The organism is Burkholderia sp. IT-111MI5 (genome assembly GCF_949752865.1).
Lineage (GTDB): Bacteria > Pseudomonadota > Gammaproteobacteria > Burkholderiales > Burkholderiaceae > Burkholderia > Burkholderia pyrrocinia_C.
On sequence record NZ_CATKIF010000011.1, the window covers coordinates 575,184 to 598,504 of the forward strand.

Annotated in this window: 21 protein-coding genes; 11 read left to right on the top strand and 10 right to left on the bottom strand. The window is 69.8% G+C overall.

Translation table 11 applies throughout. The features are described 5' to 3' along the window. The first annotated feature begins 28 nt into the window (after nucleotides 1-28). The 3 genes from ACM6JT_RS10770 to ACM6JT_RS10780 all read left to right on the top strand — a co-directional run bounded on the left by ACM6JT_RS10770 (nucleotide 29) and on the right by ACM6JT_RS10780 (nucleotide 3,439). Entirely contained in the window at nucleotides 29-1,492 is a 1,464-nt protein-coding gene (locus tag ACM6JT_RS10770) for a metallophosphoesterase (protein ID WP_414856456.1), read from the top strand. A 14-nt stretch (nucleotides 1,493-1,506) separates the two neighbouring features. Next, nucleotides 1,507-3,066 carry a cytochrome-c peroxidase gene (locus ACM6JT_RS10775; protein ID WP_414856457.1) on the top strand — a complete coding sequence of 520 codons (1,560 nt, stop codon included), beginning with the start codon at nucleotides 1,507-1,509 and terminating at the stop codon, nucleotides 3,064-3,066. Nucleotides 3,067-3,163: 97 nt separating this feature from the next. Further along, complete coding sequence (locus ACM6JT_RS10780) at nucleotides 3,164-3,439, top strand: hypothetical protein (RefSeq protein ID WP_034179770.1); 276 nt, start codon at nucleotides 3,164-3,166, stop codon at nucleotides 3,437-3,439. Nucleotides 3,440-3,504: 65 nt separating this feature from the next. Here the strand turns inward: ACM6JT_RS10780 and ACM6JT_RS10785 are convergent, their stop codons facing one another. Next, complete coding sequence (locus ACM6JT_RS10785; RefSeq protein WP_414856458.1) at nucleotides 3,505-4,989, bottom strand: PLP-dependent aminotransferase family protein; 1,485 nt, start codon at nucleotides 4,987-4,989, stop codon at nucleotides 3,505-3,507. 203 nt (nucleotides 4,990-5,192) lie between these two features. Here ACM6JT_RS10785 and ACM6JT_RS10790 point away from each other — a divergent pair, with 203 nt between their 5' ends. Continuing rightward, nucleotides 5,193-5,543: a hypothetical protein gene (locus ACM6JT_RS10790; protein WP_131948694.1), complete on the top strand. Its 351-nt coding sequence runs from the start codon at nucleotides 5,193-5,195 to the stop codon at nucleotides 5,541-5,543. 344 nt (nucleotides 5,544-5,887) lie between these two features. Here ACM6JT_RS10790 and ACM6JT_RS10795 read toward each other — a convergent pair whose 3' ends face one another. The 7 genes from ACM6JT_RS10795 to ACM6JT_RS10825 form a co-directional block, all read right to left on the bottom strand. Further along, on the bottom strand, nucleotides 5,888-6,310 hold the full coding sequence (locus tag ACM6JT_RS10795; RefSeq protein ID WP_414856459.1) for a DUF6691 family protein: 423 nt from the start codon (nucleotides 6,308-6,310) through the stop codon (nucleotides 5,888-5,890). A 1-nt stretch (nucleotide 6,311) separates the two neighbouring features. Next, nucleotides 6,312-6,746 (bottom strand): YeeE/YedE family protein, encoded by a 435-nt coding sequence (locus tag ACM6JT_RS10800; protein ID WP_407972396.1) that lies wholly within the window; start codon nucleotides 6,744-6,746, stop codon nucleotides 6,312-6,314. Continuing rightward, on the bottom strand, nucleotides 6,736-7,086 hold the full coding sequence (locus tag ACM6JT_RS10805; protein ID WP_105391262.1) for an ArsR/SmtB family transcription factor: 351 nt from the start codon (nucleotides 7,084-7,086) through the stop codon (nucleotides 6,736-6,738). Before ACM6JT_RS10805 ends, ACM6JT_RS10800 begins: the two co-directional genes overlap by 11 nt. A gap of 373 nt (nucleotides 7,087-7,459) precedes the next feature. Beyond that, nucleotides 7,460-8,728: an FAD-dependent oxidoreductase gene (locus ACM6JT_RS10810; RefSeq protein ID WP_414856460.1), complete on the bottom strand. Its 1,269-nt coding sequence runs from the start codon at nucleotides 8,726-8,728 to the stop codon at nucleotides 7,460-7,462. Further along, complete coding sequence (locus ACM6JT_RS10815; protein WP_012338331.1) at nucleotides 8,725-8,958, bottom strand: 2Fe-2S iron-sulfur cluster-binding protein; 234 nt, start codon at nucleotides 8,956-8,958, stop codon at nucleotides 8,725-8,727. Before ACM6JT_RS10815 ends, ACM6JT_RS10810 begins: the two co-directional genes overlap by 4 nt. Then, entirely contained in the window at nucleotides 8,955-10,082 is a 1,128-nt protein-coding gene (locus tag ACM6JT_RS10820) for an NAD(P)/FAD-dependent oxidoreductase (protein WP_414856461.1), read from the bottom strand. The genes ACM6JT_RS10815 and ACM6JT_RS10820 overlap by 4 nt, the downstream gene beginning before the upstream one ends. Continuing rightward, entirely contained in the window at nucleotides 10,079-11,011 is a 933-nt protein-coding gene (locus tag ACM6JT_RS10825; protein ID WP_414856733.1) for a 4-hydroxyproline epimerase, read from the bottom strand. Before ACM6JT_RS10825 ends, ACM6JT_RS10820 begins: the two co-directional genes overlap by 4 nt. Before the next feature lie 251 nt (nucleotides 11,012-11,262). Between ACM6JT_RS10825 and ACM6JT_RS10830 the strand changes: the two genes are divergently transcribed. The 5 genes from ACM6JT_RS10830 to ilvD all read left to right on the top strand — a co-directional run bounded on the left by ACM6JT_RS10830 (nucleotide 11,263) and on the right by ilvD (nucleotide 18,864). Further along, nucleotides 11,263-12,183, top strand: a complete 921-nt coding sequence (locus ACM6JT_RS10830; protein WP_059591384.1) for a dihydrodipicolinate synthase family protein — start codon at nucleotides 11,263-11,265, stop codon at nucleotides 12,181-12,183. A 231-nt stretch (nucleotides 12,184-12,414) separates the two neighbouring features. Continuing rightward, complete coding sequence (locus ACM6JT_RS10835) at nucleotides 12,415-14,040, top strand: APC family permease (RefSeq protein ID WP_034179779.1); 1,626 nt, start codon at nucleotides 12,415-12,417, stop codon at nucleotides 14,038-14,040. A 76-nt stretch (nucleotides 14,041-14,116) separates the two neighbouring features. Further along, nucleotides 14,117-15,709, top strand: a complete 1,593-nt coding sequence (locus ACM6JT_RS10840; RefSeq protein WP_414856462.1) for an aldehyde dehydrogenase (NADP(+)) — start codon at nucleotides 14,117-14,119, stop codon at nucleotides 15,707-15,709. After that, nucleotides 15,702-16,724 carry an Ldh family oxidoreductase gene (locus ACM6JT_RS10845; protein ID WP_414856463.1) on the top strand — a complete coding sequence of 341 codons (1,023 nt, stop codon included), beginning with the start codon at nucleotides 15,702-15,704 and terminating at the stop codon, nucleotides 16,722-16,724. The genes ACM6JT_RS10840 and ACM6JT_RS10845 overlap by 8 nt, the downstream gene beginning before the upstream one ends. 280 nt (nucleotides 16,725-17,004) lie before the next feature. Further along, nucleotides 17,005-18,864, top strand: a complete 1,860-nt coding sequence (gene ilvD, locus ACM6JT_RS10850; protein ID WP_152857685.1) for a dihydroxy-acid dehydratase — start codon at nucleotides 17,005-17,007, stop codon at nucleotides 18,862-18,864. A 158-nt stretch (nucleotides 18,865-19,022) separates the two neighbouring features. Here the strand turns inward: ilvD and ACM6JT_RS10855 are convergent, their stop codons facing one another. Both ACM6JT_RS10855 and ACM6JT_RS10860 read right to left on the bottom strand, forming a co-directional pair. Further along, on the bottom strand, nucleotides 19,023-19,949 hold the full coding sequence (locus ACM6JT_RS10855) for an SH3 domain-containing protein (RefSeq protein WP_131948688.1): 927 nt from the start codon (nucleotides 19,947-19,949) through the stop codon (nucleotides 19,023-19,025). Between the two features lie 32 nt (nucleotides 19,950-19,981). Beyond that, nucleotides 19,982-20,413, bottom strand: a complete 432-nt coding sequence (locus ACM6JT_RS10860; protein WP_034179784.1) for a hypothetical protein — start codon at nucleotides 20,411-20,413, stop codon at nucleotides 19,982-19,984. 297 nt (nucleotides 20,414-20,710) lie between these two features. Between ACM6JT_RS10860 and ACM6JT_RS10865 the strand changes: the two genes are divergently transcribed. Next, a complete protein-coding gene (locus ACM6JT_RS10865; protein WP_414856464.1) occupies nucleotides 20,711-22,249 on the top strand; it encodes a sigma-70 family RNA polymerase sigma factor in 1,539 nt (512 codons plus the stop codon). A gap of 174 nt (nucleotides 22,250-22,423) precedes the next feature. Next, nucleotides 22,424-23,305 carry a helix-hairpin-helix domain-containing protein gene (locus ACM6JT_RS10870; protein WP_105391270.1) on the top strand — a complete coding sequence of 294 codons (882 nt, stop codon included), beginning with the start codon at nucleotides 22,424-22,426 and terminating at the stop codon, nucleotides 23,303-23,305. The last annotated feature ends 16 nt before the right edge of the window (nucleotides 23,306-23,321 follow it).

A 23,321-nucleotide genomic window follows, 5' to 3' on the forward strand; every position in this document is an offset into this window, starting at 1 on the left:
CGTTGACGACTTTCCTACGGTGCCTCCCATGCGACGACTCCTCCCGCGCGCACTGCTCGCGCGCTGCGCCCCCCTTGTTGCCCTCGCCGCGCTGTCCGCGTGCTCGAACCACATCGATTCGCCGGCCGACCCGGCCAGTGCGTCGGTCAACGTCCAGGCCGCATGGGTCGAGATCGGCGACGCGAACCAGGCGATCGCGCGCGTCATCACGAACTACACCCCCGCGTCGGCCGGCGATCCGGTGTGTCCGCAACTGACCGTCGACGGCAAGCTGTCGCGCATGACGCTGCGCGCCGGCGCCGCGACCCCGGCCCAGCGGCCGACCGCCAGCGACCCGGCCGATTCGAAGCCGTCGAACTTCCCGGTCTCCGTCTGCGAAACGACGTTGCCGGCCGATGCGCAGGCGGCGAGCGTCGCGGGCCGCACGCTGCCGCTGCCGAAAGCGCAGCCGCAGCGCATCGCGATCATCGCCGACACCGGCTGCCGAATGAAGAAGGCCGACAACGCATGGCAGGCGTGCAACGACGCGACGGTCTGGCCGTTCGACACGATCGCGGCCAGCGTCGCGAAGCTGTCGCCCGACCTGGTGCTGCACGTCGGCGACTACCACTATCGCGAGAACGCATGCCCGCCGGATATCGCCGGCTGCAAGGACAGCCCGTGGGGCTATGGCTGGGATACGTGGCAGGCCGACCTGTTCCGCCCGGCGGCACCGCTGCTCGCGAAGGCGCCGTGGGTCGTCGTGCGCGGCAACCATGAGGAATGCGCGCGCGCAGGCCAGGGCTGGTACCGCTTCCTCGATCCGCGCCCGTATTCGGCCGCCCGCTCGTGCGACGATCCGGCCAACGACACCAACGCGAACTATTCGGAACCCTATGCAGTGTCGCTCGGCGGCGGCTCGCAGGTGATCGTGTTCGACACCGCGAAGGTCGGCCGCACGCCGCTCAAGACGACCGACGCACAATTCGGCATCTACCAGAAGCTGTTCCAGACGGTGGCCGCGCTCGCGTCGAAGGCCGGCATGACGACGACGATCTTCACGAACCATCATCCGATCCTCGCGTTCGCGCCGATCGCCGGCAGCACGCCCGCGCCGGGCAACCTCGCGCTGCAGTCGGTGATGGCGAGCCTCAACGCGCAGGCGTACTACCCGCCGGGCGTACACGTCGCGCTGCACGGTCACGTGCACGACTTCCAGGCGATCAACTTCTCGTCCGGGCACCCGGCGACGATCGTGTCCGGCAACGGCGGCGACAACCTCGACGTCGCACTGCCCGACCCGTTCCCGGCCGGCCTGACGCCGGCACCGGGCGCCGTGATCGAGCGGCTGTCGCACAACAACAGCTTCGGCTTCCTGATCATGGAACGCCGTGCGGCACCCGCGACGGGCTTGGTGTTCCGTGCGTATTCGGCGGCGGGCAAGCTGCTCGCGTCGTGCAACCAGTCGGGCACGACGCTCGCCTGCGACAAGACGGGGTTCATTGCGCCGTGAGCGGGTTGCTTCCAATGGGTGACGAGGCCGCGAGAGCGGCCGGCCGGGTTCGTGCATCGCGCGGCGGCGCAGCAGGAGAGGAGCCTCGTTTGCCGCGCATCGCGCGGCAGCCGGCTCGCGCGCCTCGGCTCGCCGCCGCGCAAGCGCAGCCGTCTCGCGTCGGTCGCGTGATGGGCGTGGCGTCCGCCACCGCCTTGCTTGCCGCCATTCTCGCCGCTGCACCACGTCCCGCCGGCGCGGCTCCTTCTGCCGCGCCGGCTTCCGGCACGATCCCTGCGAGCACCGTTCTGCTGCCCGGTGCGCCAGCCGCCCGCGTCGTCGACACGATCGGCAACGGCACGCCGCAGGTGACGGGCAAGATCGACGCGGCCACCGCGCGCTTCGCGCCCGATCCGACGCTCGTCGCGCTCGGCCGCCGGATCTTCTTCGACCCGCGGCTGTCCGAGCCGCGCGGCATGTCGTGCGCGGGCTGCCACGATCCGGGCCGTGCGTTCGCGCCGACGCTGTCGGCGGCTTCGCTCGCGGGGCCCGGCGTGCCGGAAGGCAGCCGGCCCGCGCGCTTCAGCCGGCGCAATGCGCCGTCGCTGCTTTATGTGCGCTACGTGCCGCGCCGCCACTTCTACCAGGACGACGATGCGCCCGCGCCGTCGCCGTTCGGCGGACTGTTCAGCGATGGCCGCGCGGATACGCTCGCCGAGCAGATCCGCGGGCCGCTGTTCGATCCGAACGAGATGAACAACCGGTCGCCGGCCGCGCTGCTGCGCAAGGTCGATGCGACCGAACTCGCGCCCGATCTCGCCGCGCGCTTCGGCACGCCGGTGCGGCGCGATCCCGAGCAACTCGTGCGCGCGCTGGGTTCGGCCGTGGAGGCTTATCTGCAGAGCGACGAGATGGCGCCGTTCACGTCGCGCTTCGACGCGTTCCTGCGCACCCGCAAACCGCTCGCACCGGCCGAGATGCGCGGCCTCGCGCTGTTCCGGAATCCGGACAAGGGCAACTGCATGACCTGCCATACGCTGTCGGACACGTCGAGCCGCCCGGAGCGCTCGCTGTTCACCGATTTCGGTTATGACGCGATCGCCGTGCCGCGCAACCGCGCGCTGCCTGCGAACCGCGATCCGAGCCATTTCGACAACGGGCTGTGCGACACCGCACGGAGGCTGCGCTGGCCCGAGCCGACGCAATGGTGCGGCTACCTGCGTACGCCGGGGCTGCGCAACGTCGCGATCAAGCAGACCTTCATGCACAACGGCGTGTTCACGACGCTGCGCGACGCGGTCGCGTTCTACAACACCCGCTCGACCGACCCCGGCTTCTGGTATCACGGCGCCACGACGTTCGACGACGTGCCGGCCGCCTATCGCGGCAACATCAACGTCAACTCGACGCCGATGAACCGCCGGCCCGGCACGCTGCCCGCGCTGACCGACGCGGAAATCGACGACATCGTCGCGTTCCTCGGCACGCTGACCGACGCGCGGTATACGGGCATCGCCGCGGCTGCTCCCCCTGCCGCTCCCACTGCCAGGATCTCCGGATCGCCGGACCGCCGAACCACCGCGCCGGCGCGCTGACCCTGGCCGAACGGCCAGTCGCAAGCGCGCCCGCTTGCGGTCGCCGCAAACACTGGTTATATTTACAGCACTGTATTTATGAACAGTGAGGTGCGCGATGGAACATCTGGTCCGTATCGTCAACGACACCGATCGCCAAGTGCTGGCGTGGCTTCGCGCCCAGGTCGGCGACGCCCGCGTCGAGCGCGCGGCGCGCCAGCTCGGGCATACACGCAAGCCGTTTCCGTCGGCCGTCTGCCGGTATCTGGGCATGAGCGCGCCGGCCACGCTGCGCCAGGCCGAACGGCCGCGCGTCGCACGCGATTTCTCGGTCGGCGATCGTTACCTGTCGTTGATCCGCCAGCACCTCGCTTCGCACTCGGCAGGCCGCTGACATGACGTCCCGCCGCTGCGGCGGCGCGGCCGGCCGGAGCGATCGCGCGCCGGCCGCTGTCGTGCTTATGCAGCAGTAGCCGCGTCGCGTATCAGGCGGCCGAGCGTTTCGAAAGCCGCCTCGTGCGCCGCATCGAACACGCGCGTGCACGCAAGCCGGATATAAGCGTCGAAGCGGTCGGAATTCGAGAAGATCGAACCGGGTGCGATCTTGACCCCGTGCGCCAATGCGGCGTCGAACAGCGCATCGGAGCGCACGCCTTCCGGCAACGCGATCCACAGCAGCATCCCGCCCGGCGGCTGGTTCATCCGGGTTCCGGCCGGGAAATGCCGTGCAATCGCGTCGATCGTCACATCGCGCTGCACGCGCAACTGTTCGCGGAACCGGCGCAGATGGCGATCGAACGCGCCCGAGCCGACGAATTCGGCGGCAACGGCCTGCAGCAACGCAGCGTTGTGCCGGCTGTGCGCGAACTTCAGCATCTTCACGCGCGCATGCCAGCGCCCCGCACTCATCCAGCCGAGCCGCATCCCGGGGGCCAGCACCTTGTTGAACGACGGGCAGTAGATCACCGTGCCGTCGCGGTCCCATGCCTTGGCCGGCTTGACCGCCTGCGGCGCCTCGACGAGCTCGCGATACGGCTCGTCCTCGATCACGGCCACGCCGTGGCGCGAGCACAGCGCGACGAGCGCGGCCTTGCGTTCGTCGGGCATCACGCAGCCGAGCGGGTTCTGCAGGTTCGGCACGACAACCACGGCCCGTATGTCCGGATACGCAGTCAGCGCCACTTCGAGCGCCTCGATCGACAGGCCGGTCGTCGGGCTGACCGGGATTTCGAGCGCGCGCAGGCCAAGGCTTTCGAGCAGTTGGATCAAGCCGAAGAACGCCGGCGATTCGATCGCGATCGTGTCGCCGGGGCGCGCCACCGCGCGCAGCGCGAGATTCACCGCATCGACGCCGCCGCTCGTCGACATCACTTCGTCCGGCGACACGGTCACGCCGTACGACAGCGCGCGTTTGGCCATCGTCTGCCGGAATTCGGGCGAACCGCCGACGGGCCCCGCGTCGGTCAGCAGCGTCGGCTTGCGCCGCAGCAGCCGGATCGCCAGCGCCTGCAGGCGCTCGGTCGGATACAGCGCGGCCAGCGCGGACGCGCCGCCGAGATTCAGCGCATCGGTTGCCGCATTCGCACGGTCGATCACGCGCGACACGCGTTCGTGCAGGCCCGCGAACGGCGGCTCGACACTCAGCGGCGGGCCTTCGCTTTCCGGCAGCGTTTCGAGCACGGCCGACGCGCGGCGCCGCACGAAGTAGCCCGAGCGCGGCTTCGCCTCGCACCAGCCCGTATCCTCGAGCCGCCGGAATACCTGGATCGCGGTCGACAGGCTCACGCCGTGCTGCGCCATGAATGCGCGCACCGACGGCATCCGGTCGCCGGGCGACAGCGTGCCGGCCGCGATGATGCGGCGGTAATGTTCGGCGAGCCGTTCGTAAAGCGGCTCGCCGTCCATCGGCAAAGGCGTGCGGGATGCGTCGGCGAAAGGCGTCATGCGGGCCATCGTGCCCGCGCGTCCGAGTGCACGCCAGATACAGATTCCGGGAAAAACCACCGATACAGCGACGCAAAATCGGCGCCTGCACCGCAACAGATTCCCGTCCCCTGAATCTGTCGTGCCCGCGCCTGTTTCCCTAACCTGACTGCACGCTGTCGCCTCGCCGTCGCGAGGCTGCGCAACCGGGAAAAGGAATCGCCATGCGGACGCAACATATCCGGCTCGACGCTGGGCAAAGCCACTTTGCGTGGTTCGACAAGGGCAGCCAGGTGATCGTGCTGGACGGCGTGCTTGCGGTCACGCTGCGTCACGGCGGGCTCGACTGGCTGCCCGACGCGCCGCAGTACATTCGCCGGGTGCTCGACGAAGGCGAATGCCTGGTGCTCGAGACGGCCGGTCACGTGGCGTTGTCGGCCGGCGGCGCCGGTGCGGTCAGCACGGCGGTTGTGGAGCCTGCTGGCCGCAGAGACGTGCTCGCGGCGTGCAGTGCGATCCTGCGCCGGCTGTCCGGGCGGGTGCGCGGCAGCCATCGTGTGCGAGAGCATTCCTGACGTCGCGCCTTGCCGATTTGCCGGTTTGCCGGTTTGCCGGTTTGCCGGTTTGCCGGTTTGCCGGTTTGCCGGTTTGCCGGTTTGCCGATTTGCCGATTTGCCGATTTGCCGATTTGCCGATTTGCCGATTTGCCGGTTTGCCGGTTTGCCGGTTTGCCGGTTTGCCGATTTGCCGATTTGCCGGTTCACCAATTCATCGACTCACCGATTCACCGATTCGTGGAGACGGCCACGCAGCCACCGCATCATCGCGGCAACGAGCGACCGCACTGCGCTCCAGCCATCCTCATCCGAAGAAACCGCGTCGTCCGCCGCTGCCTGCCCGGCACGCGGCGGCCATTGAATCACCGCACGTTACTGCGGCGCTCGACCCACTCGAATATCGCCATCCCCGCCAGCATCGCGACGACGAACCCGATCCCCTTGGCCGATCCGAAGCCGATCGACACGATCGCGGGCCCCGGGCAGAACCCGGCCATCCCCCAGCCGATGCCGAACACGGCGCTTCCGGCGACCAGGCGCACGGTGATCGCCTGCAAGGCCGGCAGCTGCATCGGCAAGCCGAGCCACGACCGCGTCCGGCGTTTCGCCCACGCGAACGCGAACACGGCCACGCCCATCGCACCGGCCATCACGAACGCGAGCGACGGATCCCAGCGGCCCGCCAGGTCGAGAAAGCCGAGCACCTTCTGCGGATTGGCCATGCCCGACACGATGAGGCCGACGCCGAACAGCAACCCCGCCAGAAACGCGAATCCTGCCTGCATGTCAGCCTCCCAGCACGTGCCGCCGCACGAATACGGTCACGAAGCCCGCGATCATGAAAGTCGCGGTCGCGACCACCGAGCGCAGCGCACCGCGCGACATCCCGCACACGCCGTGGCCGCTCGTGCAGCCGCCCGCGTAGCGCGTGCCGATCCCGACCAGCAGCCCGGCCGCCAGCAGTTCGGGCCAGCCTGCATCGACCTGCAGCGTCAGGCCGGCTCCGGCGACGCGCATCGCGATCGGTGCGGCGATCAGCCCGGCGACGAATGCGACGCGCCAGTCGCGCTCTCCGGAACCCGCCGTGAACAGGCCGCCGACGATTCCGCTGATGCCGGCAATCCGGCCGTTGAACGCGACGAGCCACGCGGCGGCGAGCCCGATCAGCACGCCGCCGGCCAACGACAGCCACGGCGTGAAATGAAGCGTATCAAGCTGCATCGCGCGTCCCCTTCGCGGCCGGGCCGCAGAACTGCTCGTACAGCACGCCCATCACCGCGATCGCGGCCGGGCTGTCGAGCGAATAGTGGATGTTCTTGCCTTCGCGGCGCGTGCGGACCAGCGCGTTGTCCCGCAACACGCCGAGTTGCTGCGACAGCGTCGGCTGGCGGATATCCAGCGTCGTCTCGAGATCGCTCACGCAGCGCTCGCCCTGCGACAGTTCGCAGAGCAGCAGCAGCCGGTCGGGATTCGACAGCACCTTGAGGAACGCGCAGGCCGATTCGGCGGCTGCACGCATCTGGTCGGGCTCGGGCAGCCCGGCGGGAAGATCGTGGTTCATCGGAGCGGGAAGACAATTAAAGAACAAATAATATATCAATTCATATAATGTTGCTTCCTGCTATTTATCCATCGGCGACCTTGCACCCTCTTCGCTCAGGCTTGGTCGCCTGCGATCGCACTCGAGACCGACGCACGCGTCGCATCGGCGCGAACCATGCCTAGCGCCAGCATCCTGCCGAAAAACGCGAGAGCCAAGGCGCGGTGTCGGTGTACCGGTACCCTGAACCCCGACAGCGCGAATCGCGCGGCCGTGGCCGCGACGATCGAATGCCTGCGCGCAGGCGCGGCGCCTCAGGGACGTAGATGGGAGAAAGCGAAGATGAAGTGAATGGCGCGGCCCGGCGCAAACCGGGCCGCTTCGCCGCGACGCGTCACGCGCCGTCGCAGGACGCCGTGCCGTCGAGCATCAGCGTGCCGACCCGCGCGGGCACGAGCGGCGTACGCGGCACCGGCGGCGTCCAGCCGAACAGCGCCTGCGCGGCCGCACCGCAAACGCGGCCCTGGCACGCGCCCATCCCGCAACGCGACTGCAGCTTCGCAGCCGTCCAGCCCGGCTCCTGCGCGACCGCATCGAAACGCACATCCTCGCAGCGGCACAGCAGCGTATCGGGCCGCGCAAGCCGGCGGATCGACTCGCGGATCGCGAAACGCTCGCGTACGGCATCTGCGAAAGCCTGCCAGTGCGCGCGCCGCGCGACGAGCGCGGCCAATGGCGCCGTCTGCCCGGTCGCCGCATAACCGGCGATTTCGCCTTCGACCATCGCCAGCTCGCTGCCGCCGACGCCCGTACACTCGCCGGCCGCGAAGCACCCGTCGCGGCTCGTCCGCTGGTGCGCGTCGACCGCCACCGCGCCGTTCTCGATCCGGCAGCCGAGATGGCTCGGCAGCACGGTGTTCGGCACGAGGCCGAAGCCGCACGCCAGCCGGTCGCAGTCGACGTCGAACTCGCGATCGCCGTGGCGAATCCGCACGCGTTCGAGCCGCTTGTCGCCGAACGCTTCGACGACGTGCGCGTCCGGCCGATAGGCGGCCGTGACGAGCTTCGCGGCCTGCGCGAACTTCGACGGCCAGCGCCACAGCCCTGCCCCGAAGCCGGCCACGTCGCCCCATGCGGCCTGTTCGAGCACATGCGACACGCGCGCGCCGGCCTGACGTGCCGTCGCCGCGCTCGCCAGCAGCAGCGGCCCGCTGCCCGAGATCACCGTGCGCTGCCCGCGCACGTCGAGGCCGTACTTGATCAGCGCCTGCAAGCCGCCCGCGCCGGTGACGCCCGGCAGCGTCCAGCCCGGGAACGGCAGCAGCAGCTCGCGTGCGCCGCAGCACAGAATCAGCGTCCGGAACTCGAGCAGCAGCCCGCGCTCGTCGTCCTCGAGCAGCAGCGTGCCCGGCTGCGTTTCGGCGACGATGCGCGTCCCTGCAAGGTGCGTGACGTTCGGCTGCCGCAGTACGGCGAGGCGTTCGGCCGCGGCCTGCACCGGCGTGGCCGCTGCGCCTTGCCGCCAGATCTGCCCGCCCGCCCGCGGGTTGTCGTCGACGATCGCAACCGTTGCACCGCTTTGCGCGGCGGCCTGCGCGGCCGACAGCCCGGCCGGGCCCGCCCCGACGATCGCGACGTCGACACTCAGTCGTTCCTGTTTCATCGTGTGCGCTCCACCTGCATCCCGTCGCGGCACAACGTCTGGCAGGCCAGCCGGCGGCGGCCGTCGATCGTCATCCGGCACTCCTGGCAGATGCCCATTCCGCAAAACGGCGCACGCGCCGCACCCGTGCACGACACGCGCGTCGTATCGTCGCCGCTCGCCGCGACGGCGGCCGCGACGGTCGCGCCGTCGGCCACCGTCAGCGCGCGGCCGTCCAGATGAATGATCATGTCAGCGCTCCGGCTACGGGGGACGCGGTCAGAAAGCGTCCCGGCAAATACGGTTCGATATCGATGGGCGGCCGTTCACTGGCCATCTGTGCGGCGACGAGCCGCGCGCTACCCGGCGCGGTCGTCACGCCGAGCCCTTCGTGCCCGACCGCGAGCCACACGCCCGGCCGCGCCGGGTGCTCGCCGAGCAGCGGCAGGCCGTCGGGGCTCGCGGAACGGAAACCTGTCCATGAACGGATCCCGTTCAGGTCGGCCAGATCCGGCAGGTAGCCGACCGCGCGGCGCAGCATCCGCGCGAGCACGGGCGGCTCGACGCGCGCGTCTTCGGTGTCGAACTGGCGCGACGAGCCGATCAGCAGCTGGCCGGTCGGCCGCGGCTGCACGTTGAACGCGACCGACGTGCCGTCGCTCGCATGCGCGCTCGCCGCATAACCAAGCTCGACGAGCTGGTGCGACACGTGGCCCGGATAGCGGTCGGTGATCAGCAGGTGGCCCTTTTTCGGGTGCAGCGGCAGCTCGGGCAGCAGCGTGCGTGCCGCGACACCGTTCGCGACGACCACGCGTTCCGCGCGCAATGTGTCGCCGCTCGCGAGCATCACGCTTGGCCCGTCGACCGCAACGACCCGGTCGCGGCGCAACGTGATGCGCGGGGCGCGCTGCAGCAGCCAGTTCGCGGTGACGGGCGCATAGAGGATCGCGTCGCCCGGAATCTTCAGCGCGCCGCCGAGCCCCGCGCGCAGCATCGGCTCCAGTTGCGCGAGCGTCGCCGCGTCGATCAGCTCGCCGGCCACGCCGTGCGCGGCAAGCGTCGCCTGCTTCGCGCGCGCGAGATCCATTTCGTGCGCGTCGGCCGCGAGCCACAACGTGCCGCAGTTGCGGTACGCGCAGCCTTCCGGCATCTCGCCGCTCAACGCGCGCCACAGTTCGATCGAGTAATGGCTCAGCGCGAGTTCGGCCGCGTTGTCGTCCATCGCGACGAGGTGGCCCATCCCCGCGCCGGTCGCACCGCCGCTCGCGTCGTCGACGACGAGCACGCGCAGCCCGCGCTGCGCGAGTTCGTGCGCGCACGCCGCGCCGACGATGCCGGCGCCGATCACGACGACGTCGGTGCTTGCGTCGCTCACGGCGCGATGCCCCAGCCGAACGGATCGTCTTCCTCGATCAGCAGCGTCGCTTCCGCGCTCAGGTGCGCGCTGCCGCGAATCGTCGGCACGATGCCGCCGTCGGCCTGCTCGTAGCTGGCCTGGAACACGCTGCCGATCACGCTCGCCTGCCGCCACACGGCGCCCGGCGCGAGCTTGCCGTCGGCCGCGAGGCACGCGAGCTTCGCGCTCGTACCGGTGCCGCACGGCGAACGGTCGTATGCGAGGCCGGGGCACAGCACGAAGCTGCGGCTGTCGTGCTCGGCATCGTCGGCGAACAGCTCGATATGGTCGATCTCGCCGCCGTTCGCGCCGGTGATGCCCGCGCGTTCGAGCCCTGCGCGCACGGCCGACGCATACGCGGTAAGCGCCGCGACGTTGTCGCCGGCGACGCGCTGCCCGTGGTCGCTGATCAGGAAGAACCAGTTGCCGCCCCATGCGATGTCGCCCTTCACGGGGCCGTAACCGGGCACGTCGACCGCGACACCCTTCGCGTGCCGATACGCGGGCACGTTGCGCACGCTGACCGACAGGTCGTCGTGCAGCGTCGCCTCGACGGTGCCGACAGGCGTTTCGATCCGATGCACGCCGGGCCGGATGCGCCCCATGTGATGCAGCGTGCGCACGACGCCGATCGTGCCGTGCCCGCACATGCCGAGATAGCCGCTATTGTTGAAGAAGATCACGCCGGCCGCCGCGTCGGGCGATACGGGTTCGCACAGCAGCGCGCCGACCAGCACGTCGCTGCCGCGCGGCTCGAGGATGCACGCGGTGCGATAACGATCGTGCTCGCGCGCGAGCACGTCGCGCCGCTCGGCCATCGTGCCGCTGCCGAGCGACGGAAAACCGGACACGACGAGCCGAGTGGGTTCGCCGCCCGTGTGCGAATCGATGATCTGGATGCGCTTCATCATGAGCCGTCCGAAGTGGGGAAAGGAGCATAGCTTCCTCCGTCGCGCGTCCATCCGCTTGTGGCTTTTCGATAAGGACGACGACGAAATCGGCATAGTGCGAGGCGCCCTTCGCGCACCGGGCGGCCGCTGTGCCGATTTCGTCATTTTGCTCCGCGATACAACTCAAGCGTGATGGGCATTTGCGCGGCGATACTGGTTGCCACACCGACACACCTGTCGGCCGACCGATACGAACGTAGGAGATTTCAGTGAGCCGCAAAGCCATTCAGTGGACCGGGGTTTTCCCGGCCGTCAGCACCCAGTTCAAGCCGGACTTTTCCCTCGACATCGACGCCACCCACCGCGTGGTGAAGAACCTGGTGAACGACGGCGTGTCGGGCCTCGTGGTCTGCGGCACGGTCGGCGAAAACACGTCGCTGTCGACGAGCGAGAAGCTGCAGGTGATCGAAGCCGCGCGCGACGCGGCCGGCGGCAAGATTCCGGTGATCGCCGGCATCGCCGAATTCACGACCGAATTCGCGCGCAACACGGTGCGCGAAGCGCAGCGTGTCGGCGTCGACGGTGTGATGGTAATGCCCGCGCTGGTCTACTCGGCGAAGCCGCATGAAACCGCCGCGCACTTCCGCGCGGTCGCGACGAGCACCGACCTGCCGGTGATGGTCTACAACAACCCGCCGATCTACAAGAACGACGTGACGCCCGACGTGCTGATCGCGCTGCAGGACTGCGAGAACATCGTCTGCTTCAAGGATTCGTCGGGCGACACGCGCCGCTTCATCGACCTGCGCAATGCGGTCGGCGATCGCTTCGTGCTGTTTGCCGGCCTCGACGACGTCGTGGTCGAGAGCATCGCGGTCGGTGCCGAAGGCTGGGTGTCGGGCATGTCGAACGCGTTCCCGAAGGAAGGCGAGACGCTGTTCCGCCTCGCGAAGCAGAAACGCTTCGACGAAGCCCTCGCGCTGTACCGCTGGTTCATGCCGCTGCTGCACCTCGACGCGCGCCCCGACCTCGTGCAGTGCATCAAGCTGTGCGAAGAGCTGGTCGGCCGCGGCAGCGCGGTCACGCGTCCGCCGCGCCTCGCGCTGCAGGGCGACACGCTCGCGGAAGTGAAGGCAATCGTCGCGAAGGCGCTCGAAACGCGCCCGGCGCTGCCCGACGTCGGTCTCTGACCGACTCCCCCCTGCGGCGGCGCAAGGCTTTCCCCCTCGCGCCGCCGTCTCCGGTCCGGCATGGCCTGCGGGCCCGTTCGCCCCGGCGCCAGCCTGCGCCGCGCGTGAACGGCCCGCGGCCCGCCCCGGTCGTTCGAACCGGGCGACGCCGGCCGGCAGGCGTGTACCTCTGCTCCGTCGGAGCGCGGCGCACTCGACGCCTGCATCGATATCCCCCCAGGAGACAAGCCCATGCCAGGCCAAGGCAACGCTCATCCGTCTGTCCCGCTTTCCCGTGCCGTGCACCCCGACGCGGGTCACGGCAAGTTCAAGAAACAGTTGTCGCTGACCGATCTCACGTTCATCGGTCTCGGCGCCATTTTCGGTTCGGGGTGGCTGTTCGCCGCGAGTCACGTGTCGACGATCGCGGGCCCGGCCGGCATCTTCTCGTGGCTGCTCGGCGGCTTCGCGGTGCTGCTGCTCGGCATCGTCTACTGCGAACTCGGCGCCGCGCTGCCGCGCGCGGGCGGCGTGGTCCGCTACCCGGTGTTCTCGCACGGCCCGCTGCTCGGCTACCTGATGGGCTTCATCACGCTGATCGCGTTCTCGAGCCTGATCGCGATCGAAGTCGTCGCCGCGCGCCAGTACGCGGCCGCGTGGTTTCCGGGCCTCACCGTCGAAGGATCGAGCGACCCGACGACGCTCGGCTGGCTCGTGCAGGCCGCACTGCTCTGCTTCTTCTTTTACCTGAACTATTCGAGCGTGAAGACGTTCGCGAAGGCGAACAACATCATCAGCATCTTCAAGTTCATCGTGCCGCTCGCGGTGATCGGCGTGCTGTTCACGTTCTTCAAGCCCGCGAACCTGACCGTGCACGGCTTCGCGCCGTTCGGCATGCCGGGCATCGAGATGGCCGTGTCCGCCGGCGGCATCATCTTCGCGTACCTCGGGCTCACGCCGATCGTGTCGGTCGCGAGCGAGGTGCGCAATCCGCAGCGCACGATCCCGATCGCGCTGATCCTGTCGATCCTGCTGTCGACGCTGATCTACGTGCTGCTGCAGCTCGCGTTCATCGGCAGCATCCCGACCGCGATGCTCGCCGGCGGCTGGCACGACATCAGCAAGGCGTTCACGCTGCCGTACCGCGACATCGCGCTCGCGCTCGGCGTCGGCTGGCTCGCGGTGATGGTCGTCGCCGATGCGATGATCTCGCCGAGCGGCTGCGGCAACATCTACATGAACGCGACGCCGCGCGTGGTCTACGGCTGGGCGAAGACGGGCACGTTCTTCAAGGTCTTCACGCGCGTCGACGAGGCGTCGGGCATCCCGCGCGCGGGCCTGTGGCTCACGTTCGGCCTCGCGATCTTCTGGACGATGCCGTTCCCGTCGTGGGAAGCGCTGATCAACATCGTGTCGGCCGCGCTGGTGCTGAGCTACGCGGTCGCGCCGGTATCGGTCGCCGCGCTGCGCCGCACCGCGCCCGACCTGCCGCGGCCGTTCCGCGCAAGCGCGTTCGGCATCACCGGCCCCGCGTCGTTCGTGATCGCAGCGCTGATCGTCTACTGGTCGGGCTGGAGCACGGTGTCCTGGCTGCTCGGCCTGCAGATCGTGATGTTCGTCATCTATCTCGCGTGCCGCCGCTGGGTGCCGACCGCACACCTGAGCCTCGCCGAACAGGTGCGTTCGTCCGCGTGGCTGATCGCGTTTTATGCGGCGATGATCGTGCTGTCGTATCTCGGCGGCTTCGGCGGCACGGGCCGGCTCGCGCATCCGTACGACACGGTCGTCGTCGCGGCGGTCGCACTCGTCATCTACTACTGGGGCGCGAATACCGGCGTCCGTTCCGACAAGCTGCAGCTCGACGACGACGAGGACTGACGCACCCGCTCCCTCTTCGCACCATCACTCCGGCCGGGCGCGCTATGCCCGGCTCCTGTTTTTTTCGAGGAAAACCATGCAACTCACAGGTCAGCTCCTGATCGGCCAGTCCGCCGTCGCCGGACAGAACGGCACCCTCCACGCGATCGCCGCCGCGACCGGCGAGCCACTCGAACCCGCTTTCGGCGGCGCGAGCCTGCACGACCTGGAGACGGCCTGCGCGCTCGCCGACGACGCGTTCGACACGTATCGCGAAACGACGCTCGACGCGCGCGCCGCGTTTCTCGACGCGATCGGCCGGCACATCATGGCGCTCGGCGACGACCTGATCGAACGCTGCGTCGCAGAAACGGGCCTGCCGCGCGCACGCGTCGAAGGCGAACGCGGCCGCACGGTCGGCCAGCTCGCGCTGTTCGCGTCGCTCGTGCGCGACGGCGGTTTTCTCGACGCGCGGATCGATCCGGCGCGCCCCGAGCGCAAGCCGCTGCCGCGCGTCGACCTGCGCCTGCGCAACGTCGCGGTCGGGCCCGTCGCCGTGTTCGGCGCGTCGAACTTCCCGCTCGCGTTCTCGGTCGCCGGCGGCGATACGGCCTCGGCGCTCGCGGCCGGCTGCCCGGTGATCGTCAAGGCGCATTCCGCGCATCCGGGCACGTCGGAACTCGTCGGCCGCGCGATCCAGCAGGCCGCGCGCGAATGCGGAATGCCGGCCGGCGTGTTCTCGCTGTTGTTCGACGCGTCGCGCGAGATCGGCCAGGCGCTCGTCGCCGATCCGCGCATCAAGGCCGTCGGCTTCACCGGCTCGCGCCGCGGCGGCGTCGCGCTGATGCATATCGCGGCCGCGCGCCCCGAACCGATTCCCGTCTATGCGGAAATGAGCTCGATCAATCCGGTGCTGCTGTTTCCCGCCGCGCTCGACGCGCGTCACGACACCATCGCGCCGCAGTTCGTTGCGTCGCTCACGCTCGGCGCGGGCCAGTTCTGCACGAACCCCGGTCTCGTGCTTGCCGTCGACGGCCCCGCGCTGCGCGCGTTCGAAGCCGCGGCGGCCGATGCCGTGCGCGCGGCGGCCGCGCAGACGATGCTGACGCCGCACATCCACGCAAGCTATGCGCAAGGCGTCGCGGCGCTGCGCGGGCACGACGCGGTCGAATTGCTGGCGGAAGGCGTCGAAGGCAGTCGCTACCAGGCCCGCACGGCGCTGTTCGCGACGTCGGCCGACGCGTTCATCGCGCGCCCCGAACTGCGCGAAGAAGTGTTCGGCCCCGCTTCGCTGATCGTGCGCTGCCCGGATGCCGATACGCTGCATCGCGTGCTGAAGTCGCTCGAAGGCCAGTTGACGATCGCCGCGCATCTCGCCGACGGCGACGCGCCGCTGTTCGCCGCGCTGCGCCCGACGCTCGAGCGCAAGGCCGGCCGCATTCTCGTCAACGGCTTCGGCACCGGCGTCGAGGTCGGCCATGCAATGGTGCACGGCGGCCCGTTCCCGGCGACGTCCGACACGCGCACGACGTCGGTCGGCGCACGCGCGATCGAGCGCTTCCTGCGCCCGGTGTCGTACCAGGACCTGCCGGACGCGCTGCTGCCGGACGCGATCCGCAACGGAAATCCGCTGAACGTGCCGCAGCGCATCGACGGCGTGCCCGCTTCGCGCGAGGTGAACCATGTCTGAACAAACCGCCGAAGTCGTCCTGTCGCTCGACGAAGTCCATGCGCTCGCGCTGCGCGTGCTGACGCACAACGGGATGTCCGATGCGCATGCGCGGGCGATCGCCAACGTGATCACGCAGGGCCAGCGCGACGAATGCCATTCGCACGGCGTGTACCGGCTGCTCGTCTGCGTGCGTTCGCTGCGCAAGGGCAAGGTCGATCCGCAAGCCGTGCCGACGCTGCGCCGGCTGTCGTCGTCGATCGTCGCGGTCGACGCGCATCGCGGCTTCTCGCTGCTGAGCTTCGAAACCGGGCTGCCCGTGCTCGTCGAGATGGCGAAACAGCACGGGATCGCCGCGATGGCGATCAACCACTGCTACCACTTCTCCGCGCTGTGGCCCGAGGTCGAGGCGATCGCGGCCGAGGGGCTGGTCGGCATCGCGATGAACCCGAGCCACAGCTGGGTCGCGCCGGAAGGCGGCCGCGAACCGGTGTTCGGCACGAACCCGATCGCGTTCGCATGGCCGCGCCCGGATGGCGAGCCGTTCGTGTTCGATTTCGCGACGAGCGCGATCGCGCGCGGCGACATCGAGCTGCACGCGAAGCAAGGCAAGGCGATTCCGCCGCACTGGGCAATCGACGCCGACGGCCAGCCGACCACCGATCCGAAGGCCGCGCTGCAGGGCGCGATGCGCACGTTCGGCGGCCACAAGGGCTCGGCGCTCGCGGCGATGGTCGAATTGCTCGGCGGCGCGCTGATCGGCGACATGACGAGCCGGGAATCGATGGATTTCGACGAAGGCGTCGGCGCGACGCCATGCCACGGCGAGCTCGTGATCGCGTTCGATCCGCAGGTGTTCCTCGGCGACGATCTTGACGCAGGGCTCGCGCGCGGCGAGCGGATGTTCGGGTCGATCGTCGCGCAGGGCGCGCGGCTGCCGTCGCAACGGCGCTTCGACGCCCGCGCGCGCAGCATCGCGAACGGCGTGCGGATTCCGCAGGCGCTTTACGACGAGATCCTGACGCTGCTCGACTGACGCCGGAGCGCGGGAGTGGCGCGGCTGGATCGTCGATAAAAGCGCGATCCGGCCGCCTCCCGAACCGGCAGCGCGGGCGTGCCGCAACCGCCCGCGCGTTCCGCGCCGCGCCGGCCGCCCGCGCCGGTTGCCGGCCCCGCGGGCGCCACGCCCCCGGCGGCTGTGGGATAATCGCCCGGTTTGCCCAGGGCGCAGCTCAAGAGGTTGTTCGCACGGGCGCGAGAGAGGCCTTTATTCCCGTGCCTCCACCCTTTTCCGCGATATTTCTTCAGCAACCACGATGCCCACTTACCGTTCCAAAACCTCCACCGCCGGCCGCAACATGGCAGGTGCGCGCTCGCTGTGGCGCGCCACCGGCATGAAAGACGACGATTTCTCGAAGCCGATCATCGCGGTCGTCAACTCGTTCACCCAGTTCGTGCCCGGGCACGTGCACCTGAAGGATCTCGGCCAGCTCGTCGCGCGCGAGATCGAGGCTGCCGGCGGCGTCGCGAAGGAATTCAACACGATCGCGGTCGACGACGGCATCGCGATGGGCCACGACGGCATGCTGTATTCGCTGCCGAGCCGCGACATCATCGCCGACTCGGTCGAATACATGGTGAACGCGCACTGCGCGGACGCGATGGTGTGCATCTCGAACTGCGACAAGATCACGCCGGGGATGCTGATGGCCGCGATGCGCCTGAACATTCCGGTGATCTTCGTGTCGGGCGGCCCGATGGAAGCCGGCAAGACGCGCCTCGCGAACCCGGTCACCAAGACCGTCGAACTGAAGAAGCTCGACCTCGTCGACGCGATGGTGATCGCGGCCGACCAGTCGTATTCGGACGCCGACGTCGCCGAAGTCGAACGCTCGGCCTGCCCGACCTGCGGCTCGTGCTCGGGCATGTTCACCGCGAACTCGATGAACTGCCTGACCGAAGCGCTCGGCCTGTCGCTGCCCGGCAACGGCACGGTGGTCGCGACGCACGCCGATCGCGAGCAACTGTTCAAGCGCGCCGGCCGCCGCATCGTCGAACTGACGCGCCAGCACTACGAGCAGGACGATGAACGCGTGCTGCCGCGCTCGGTCGGCTTCAAGGCGTTCGAGAACGCGATGACGCTCGACATCGCGATGGGCGGCTCGACCAACACGATCCTGCACCTGCTGGCGATCGCGCAGGAAGCCGGCATCGACTTCACGATGAAGGACATCGACCGCCTGTCGCGCACCGTGCCGCAGCTGTGCAAGGTCGCGCCGAACACGAACAAGTACCACATCGAGGACGTGCACCGCGCAGGCGGCATCATGGCGATCCTCGGCGAGCTCGAGCGCGCCGGCAAGCTGCACACCGACGTGCCGACCATCCACGCACCGACGCTGAAGGATGCGCTGGACCAGTGGGACATCGTGCGCACGCAGGACGAAGCGGTCCGTACGTTCTACCTGGCCGGCCCGGCCGGCATCCCGACGCAGGTCGCATTCAGCCAGAACACGCGCTGGCCGAGCCTCGACCTCGACCGCGCCGAAGGCTGCATCCGCTCGTACGAGCATGCGTTCTCGAAGGAAGGCGGCCTCGCGGTGCTGACGGGCAACATCGCGCTCGACGGCTGCGTGGTGAAGACGGCCGGCGTCGACGAAAGCATCCTCGTGTTCGAAGGCTCGGCTCACGTGACCGAATCGCAGGACGAAGCGGTCGAGAACATCCTGAACGACAAGGTCAAGGCGGGCGACGTGGTGATCGTGCGCTACGAAGGCCCGAAGGGTGGCCCCGGCATGCAGGAAATGCTCTACCCGACCAGCTACATCAAGTCGAAGGGGCTCGGCAAGGCATGCGCGCTGCTGACGGACGGCCGCTTCTCGGGCGGCACGTCGGGCCTGTCGATCGGTCACTGCTCGCCGGAAGCGGCAGCGGGCGGCGCGATCGGCCTCGTGCGCGACGGCGACCGGATCCGCATCGACATCCCGAACCGCACGATCGACGTGCTGGTATCGGACGAGGAACTGGCGCGCCGCCGCGAAGAGCAGAACGCGAAGGGCTGGAAGCCGGCGCAGCCGCGTCCGCGCAAGGTGTCTGCGGCGCTGAAGGCGTACGCGAAGCTGGTCATGTCGGCCGACAAGGGCGCGGTGCGCGACGTGTCGCTGCTCGACGACTGACGGGGCGGTCTACCGACGACGGGCAACCGGCGACGGACAGTCCGCTCGGGCTGCAGTGCCACACAACCGCCCGGCCGCCCGCTCGCCTGATCCAGAAGCCGCTCTCCGGAGCGGCTTTTTTTCGTCCTGCGCGCGGAGAAATCGCGGGGCTGGTACGGTCAATGACGGTATTCGTCGGTACCGCCGCCTCCGCCGCCACCGCGGTTACCGCCGCCGTTTCCGCCGCCTTGCGGCCGCGCGTAACCACCGCCACCGCCGCCACCTCCCTGATGCACGGGCGGCATCGGACGGGCTTCACCGCCCGGTGCGGGCGGCGGGCGCAATACGGCCGGCGGCGGGCCCGCCGGACGGGCATTGCCCGGCGCGGCCTGCATAGGTGCAGGCGCAGGTGCCGCCGGCGCCGGCATGCGGTTCGCTCCGTTCCAGCCGCCGCGCGTGGCCGACGGCTGCGCATCATGCGGCGCGGGCTGCGGGCCGCCCGGCGCGGCCTGCATCGGTGCAGGTGCAGGTGCCGCCGGCGCCGGCGTGCGGTTCGCTCCGTTCCAGCCGCCGCGCGTGGCCGACGGCCGTGCATCATGCGGCCCCGGCGGCGGGCCGCCCGGCACGGCCTGTATCGGCCCGCCCGGCCGCGGACGGCCCTGTCCCGGCGGGAACCCGCCGGGGCCGAGCCGCGGTTCCGCGCGATGCGCCCAACGATCGCGGTCGTGGTACCACGGGCGGTGCCGGTAATAACGATCCCAGTACGCGCCGATCGCGAATCCGGTCACCGGGACCCCGATGATCGCGCCGTATTCGAGCAACGGCACGTAGTTGCCCTGGTACGGATACTCGAGCAACTGCGCATCGATCCAGCCGCGCACGCCCGGCAGCGCGACGTCGCACCACGAGTAGTCGCTCAGGCAGCCGAATACGTCCAGCGCCGTGTCGGGCGGGATCTGCGCGACCACCGGATAATCGGGCGCCGGCCCGGCGTACAACTCGGCCGGCGAGTTCGTGTAGGCGCTGCTCTGCGCATCGGCGACGCCCGGCGCGGCCGCGAGGCCAAGCAGGACGACGCACAGACTTCGGACAATCGTGTTGCTCATGATGCTCTCCCGCGCGGCCCCGCCGCGCGCCCTCAGTGCCGATGGCCGCCGCCCCAGTGGCCGCCGCCCCAATGCCCGCCGCCCCACGGACGATGCCAGTACCCGCCGCGCCCGCCCCGGTACCCGCCGCCCCAACGGCCCCAGAAGCCGATCGTGACGGGCGGCCCGTACCAGCCGGGGTAGTACGCGGGGTACGCGGGGTAGTAGTACGGATACGGCGGCGGCACATAGGCCGGCGCGACATACACCGGCACCGGCGCAACGACGTCGGCCGGCGTATCAGGGGCCGGCGAAAGGGCCGCGCCGGGCACGGCCGGTGCAACCGGGACCTCGCGCTGTGTTACCGTGGCGGGCACCGGCGCGTAATAAGGCGCATAGCCGTACGGGCTCGTGTAGTAGCAGCCGCCGAGCGTCAGCGCGGCCAGCGCGATGACGGCGGGCCTCGCGGCGGAAATCGGGTTCATCTCGTGCTCCGGCAGAATCCGCGCGCCGCCGCCGGGCGCGCGCCTGACTCTAGCTTACGTCCCCTGCAGATTTCCGCGGGTATGATCGGTTACTTTTTGTTTCCTGCACCGGACGGTCGTGCGGGCATACCCCATGCTGCCTGTCTGCCGCGCCCGCATTGAAGTTGGCGCAGATGCCCTCAACTTGAACGATGTCAGGCTGACCGGCGCGGACGAGCGTTCGCGGACACACGGCGGCCCGAAACCGGCGGACTTCGGTCCGCCCCCGACAGGAGCGCGGCCCACGCCGCCATCGACATGACTACGCCACGCCCCACTCCCCGGGCGGACACGCCGCTCGATCCGATCATCCAGTTGCTGGCGCTCGCCGGCGAACAGGGTTATCTGACCCACGCCGACCTCGTCGACGCGCTGCCGCCCGAAAGCGACAGCCCCGACGCGCTCGACGTCGTGCGCGCCGCGCTCGCCGACATCGGCATCGCCGTGCTCGACGAGCCGGCCGCGCCTGCGCCGTTCGCCGGCACGGCGCCTGTCGATGTCGATCGCGACACGCTCGACGAAGGCCGCGCCGTGCTCGGCGACCTCGCACGCGGCACGAGCGCGTCGACCGATCCGCTCGCGCTCTACATGCGACGCATGCAGGCGGTGCCGCTGCTCACGCGCGAAGGCGAAATCGTGCTCGCCCGTGAGATCGAGACGGGCCGCCACCAGATGCTGCACGCGCTCGCCGGCTGTCCGGCGGCGGTCGACGCGCTGCTTGCGCGTCACCGTGCAACGGCGGGTGCCGCCGGCGCAACCGGATCGCCCGACGACGACGACGGCGACACGCCCATGCCCGCCAGCTACGACGCGCTGCAGGCAGCCGTGTCGGCGCTGCGCGGCGCATTGCTTGCGCATGGCTGTCGTTCAGACGAATACCGCGACGCGCGCAACCGCGTGGCCGCGCTGCTCGGCACGATCGCGTGGGTCGCGCCGGCCGTCGACGATGCAAGCCGCGTCGTGCGCGCGCTCGCGGCAGCCCCGCACGACGCCGCAGCGGGCGAAGCCGCCCGCTTCGATGCGGTCGCCCGGCGTGCCCTCGCGGCAGCGCTGACCGACGGCCAGCAGAAAGTGCACGACGCGACCTGCGCGATGCTCGAGGCGAACCTGCGGCTCGTGCTGTCGATCGCGCGCAAGTACATGAACCGCGGCATCGACCTGTCCGATCTCGTGCAGGACGGCTGCCTCGGCCTGATGCGCGCGATCGAGAAATTCGAATACCGGCGCGGGTTCAAGTTCTCGACCTATGCGACCTGGTGGATCCGCCAGGCGGTCGCGCGCGCGGTCGCGGATCGCTCGCGCACGATCCGCGTGCCGGTGCACGTCGGCGACCAGTACCAGCGTGTACGGCGGCATGCGCTGCGCTTTCGCCAGCACACCGGCCGCCAGGCGACGCCTGCCGAACTCGCGGCCGAAACCGGGCTCGACGAGGACAAGGTGCGCGCGGTGCTCGCGCTGCCCGCCGAGCCCGTCTCGCTCGACACGCCGCTGCCCGACGCGGACACCGGCCTCGTGGACCTGATCGAGGACCAGGCGTCGGCCAGCCCGTTCGAGCAACTGGCCGACACGCGCATGCGCGAATGCGTGACGTCGCTGCTGCGGTCGGTCACGCCGGCCGAGGCCGACGTGCTGCGCCGGCGGTTCGGCCTCGGCGGCACCGAGCCCGATACGTACGACGCGATCGCGCAGGACGCGGGCATGTCGCGCGAACGCGTGCGGCAGATCGAGAAACGTGCGCTCGCCGCGCTGCGCACGGCCGCCGAGGCCGAGAACGCGCAGTCGTTTCTCGACGCGTAAGCGCGACGCACGGTCGTGCCCATATGCGGCACGACCGTGCGCTTCGCGCCTGTGCTACGTTTGCCATTGACGTGCGTCAAGTTTTGTTCGTCGCGCGTCGCGACAATGGTCAAGAGCCGACCGGCGCATCGCTCGCCGCGTCCATTCCGTTTGCGCTTCCCCGGGTCCCTCGCCATGCAGTCGACCGCCAGCCAAACGTACGAGGAAAACCGGCACATCGCGGCATGCCTGCGCGAGGCCGCGCAGTGGCTCGCCGATCAGGGCGCTAACCCGTACCGGGTCGCTGCGTACCGCGCGTCGGCCGCTACGATCGATGCGCTCGACCGCGACATCCGCACCTTGTTCGAAGCCGGTGGCGTCGACGCGCTGGGCGCGCTGCCCGACATCGGCACCGGCGTCGCGCAGGCGATCGCCGAACTGCTGGTGACGGGACGCTGGCGCCAGCTCGACCGGCTGCGCGGCGATACCGAGCGGATATCCGCATTCGAGGCCGTGCCGGGCATCGGCCACGCGCTCGCGCTGCGCATTCACGACGCGCTGCACATCGACACGCTCGAGGAGCTCGAACGCGCGGCCCGCAACGGCCAGCTCGAAACGATCGCGGGCGTCGGCCCACGGCGCGCGGTCGGCATCCGCACCGCGCTCGACGACGTGCTGAGCCGCCGCCGGCGCTGGCAGGGTCACATGCAAGACGCCGGCCCCGGCACTGAGCCGCCCGTCGAGCTGCTGCTCTACATCGATCGCCAGTACCGCCACAAGGCCGCCGCCGGCGTGCTGCCGATGCTCGTGCACCGACGCCTGAACGCGGACGACTATGTGCCGCCGCCCGTGATGCACATGACGAAAGGCGGCTGGCATTTCACGGCGCTGTGCCAGCATGCCGCCGCGCGCACGCCGGAATCCGGCCACACGATGGACTGGGTTTCGCTCTACTTCTACGATGCCGTGCAGCGCGAACACCAGCGCACCGTCTTCACCGAAACGTTCGGCTCGCTCGTCGGCAAGCGCATCGTGCGCGGGCGCGAGATGGAGTGCCGCGTGTATTACGCGGGATGAGTCACGCGTCGGCCGC

Bases quoted from the DNA above. Each gene is read 5' to 3' on its own strand.
- ACM6JT_RS10790 (WP_131948694.1), top strand. From the start codon at position 5,193: ATGCGGACGCAACATATCCGGCTCGACGCTGGGCAAAGCCACTTTGCG.
- ilvD (WP_152857685.1), top strand. From the start codon at position 17,005: ATGCCCACTTACCGTTCCAAAACCTCCACCGCCGGCCGCAACATGGCA.
- ACM6JT_RS10800 (WP_407972396.1), bottom strand. From the start codon at position 6,746: ATGCAGCTTGATACGCTTCATTTCACGCCGTGGCTGTCGTTGGCCGGC.
- ACM6JT_RS10810 (WP_414856460.1), bottom strand. From the start codon at position 8,728: ATGAAACAGGAACGACTGAGTGTCGACGTCGCGATCGTCGGGGCGGGC.
- ACM6JT_RS10785 (WP_414856458.1), bottom strand. From the start codon at position 4,989: ATGACGCCTTTCGCCGACGCATCCCGCACGCCTTTGCCGATGGACGGC.
- ACM6JT_RS10775 (WP_414856457.1), top strand. From the start codon at position 1,507: ATGGGTGACGAGGCCGCGAGAGCGGCCGGCCGGGTTCGTGCATCGCGC.
- ACM6JT_RS10770 (WP_414856456.1), top strand. From the start codon at position 29: ATGCGACGACTCCTCCCGCGCGCACTGCTCGCGCGCTGCGCCCCCCTT.
- ACM6JT_RS10835 (WP_034179779.1), top strand. From the start codon at position 12,415: ATGCCAGGCCAAGGCAACGCTCATCCGTCTGTCCCGCTTTCCCGTGCC.
- ACM6JT_RS10840 (WP_414856462.1), top strand. From the start codon at position 14,117: ATGCAACTCACAGGTCAGCTCCTGATCGGCCAGTCCGCCGTCGCCGGA.
- ACM6JT_RS10845 (WP_414856463.1), top strand. From the start codon at position 15,702: ATGTCTGAACAAACCGCCGAAGTCGTCCTGTCGCTCGACGAAGTCCAT.
- ACM6JT_RS10855 (WP_131948688.1), bottom strand. From the start codon at position 19,949: ATGAGCAACACGATTGTCCGAAGTCTGTGCGTCGTCCTGCTTGGCCTC.
- ACM6JT_RS10780 (WP_034179770.1), top strand. From the start codon at position 3,164: ATGGAACATCTGGTCCGTATCGTCAACGACACCGATCGCCAAGTGCTG.
- ACM6JT_RS10865 (WP_414856464.1), top strand. From the start codon at position 20,711: ATGACTACGCCACGCCCCACTCCCCGGGCGGACACGCCGCTCGATCCG.
- ACM6JT_RS10870 (WP_105391270.1), top strand. From the start codon at position 22,424: ATGCAGTCGACCGCCAGCCAAACGTACGAGGAAAACCGGCACATCGCG.
- ACM6JT_RS10815 (WP_012338331.1), bottom strand. From the start codon at position 8,958: ATGATCATTCATCTGGACGGCCGCGCGCTGACGGTGGCCGACGGCGCG.
- ACM6JT_RS10795 (WP_414856459.1), bottom strand. From the start codon at position 6,310: ATGCAGGCAGGATTCGCGTTTCTGGCGGGGTTGCTGTTCGGCGTCGGC.
- ACM6JT_RS10860 (WP_034179784.1), bottom strand. From the start codon at position 20,413: ATGAACCCGATTTCCGCCGCGAGGCCCGCCGTCATCGCGCTGGCCGCG.
- ACM6JT_RS10825 (WP_414856733.1), bottom strand. From the start codon at position 11,011: ATGAAGCGCATCCAGATCATCGATTCGCACACGGGCGGCGAACCCACT.
- ACM6JT_RS10805 (WP_105391262.1), bottom strand. From the start codon at position 7,086: ATGAACCACGATCTTCCCGCCGGGCTGCCCGAGCCCGACCAGATGCGT.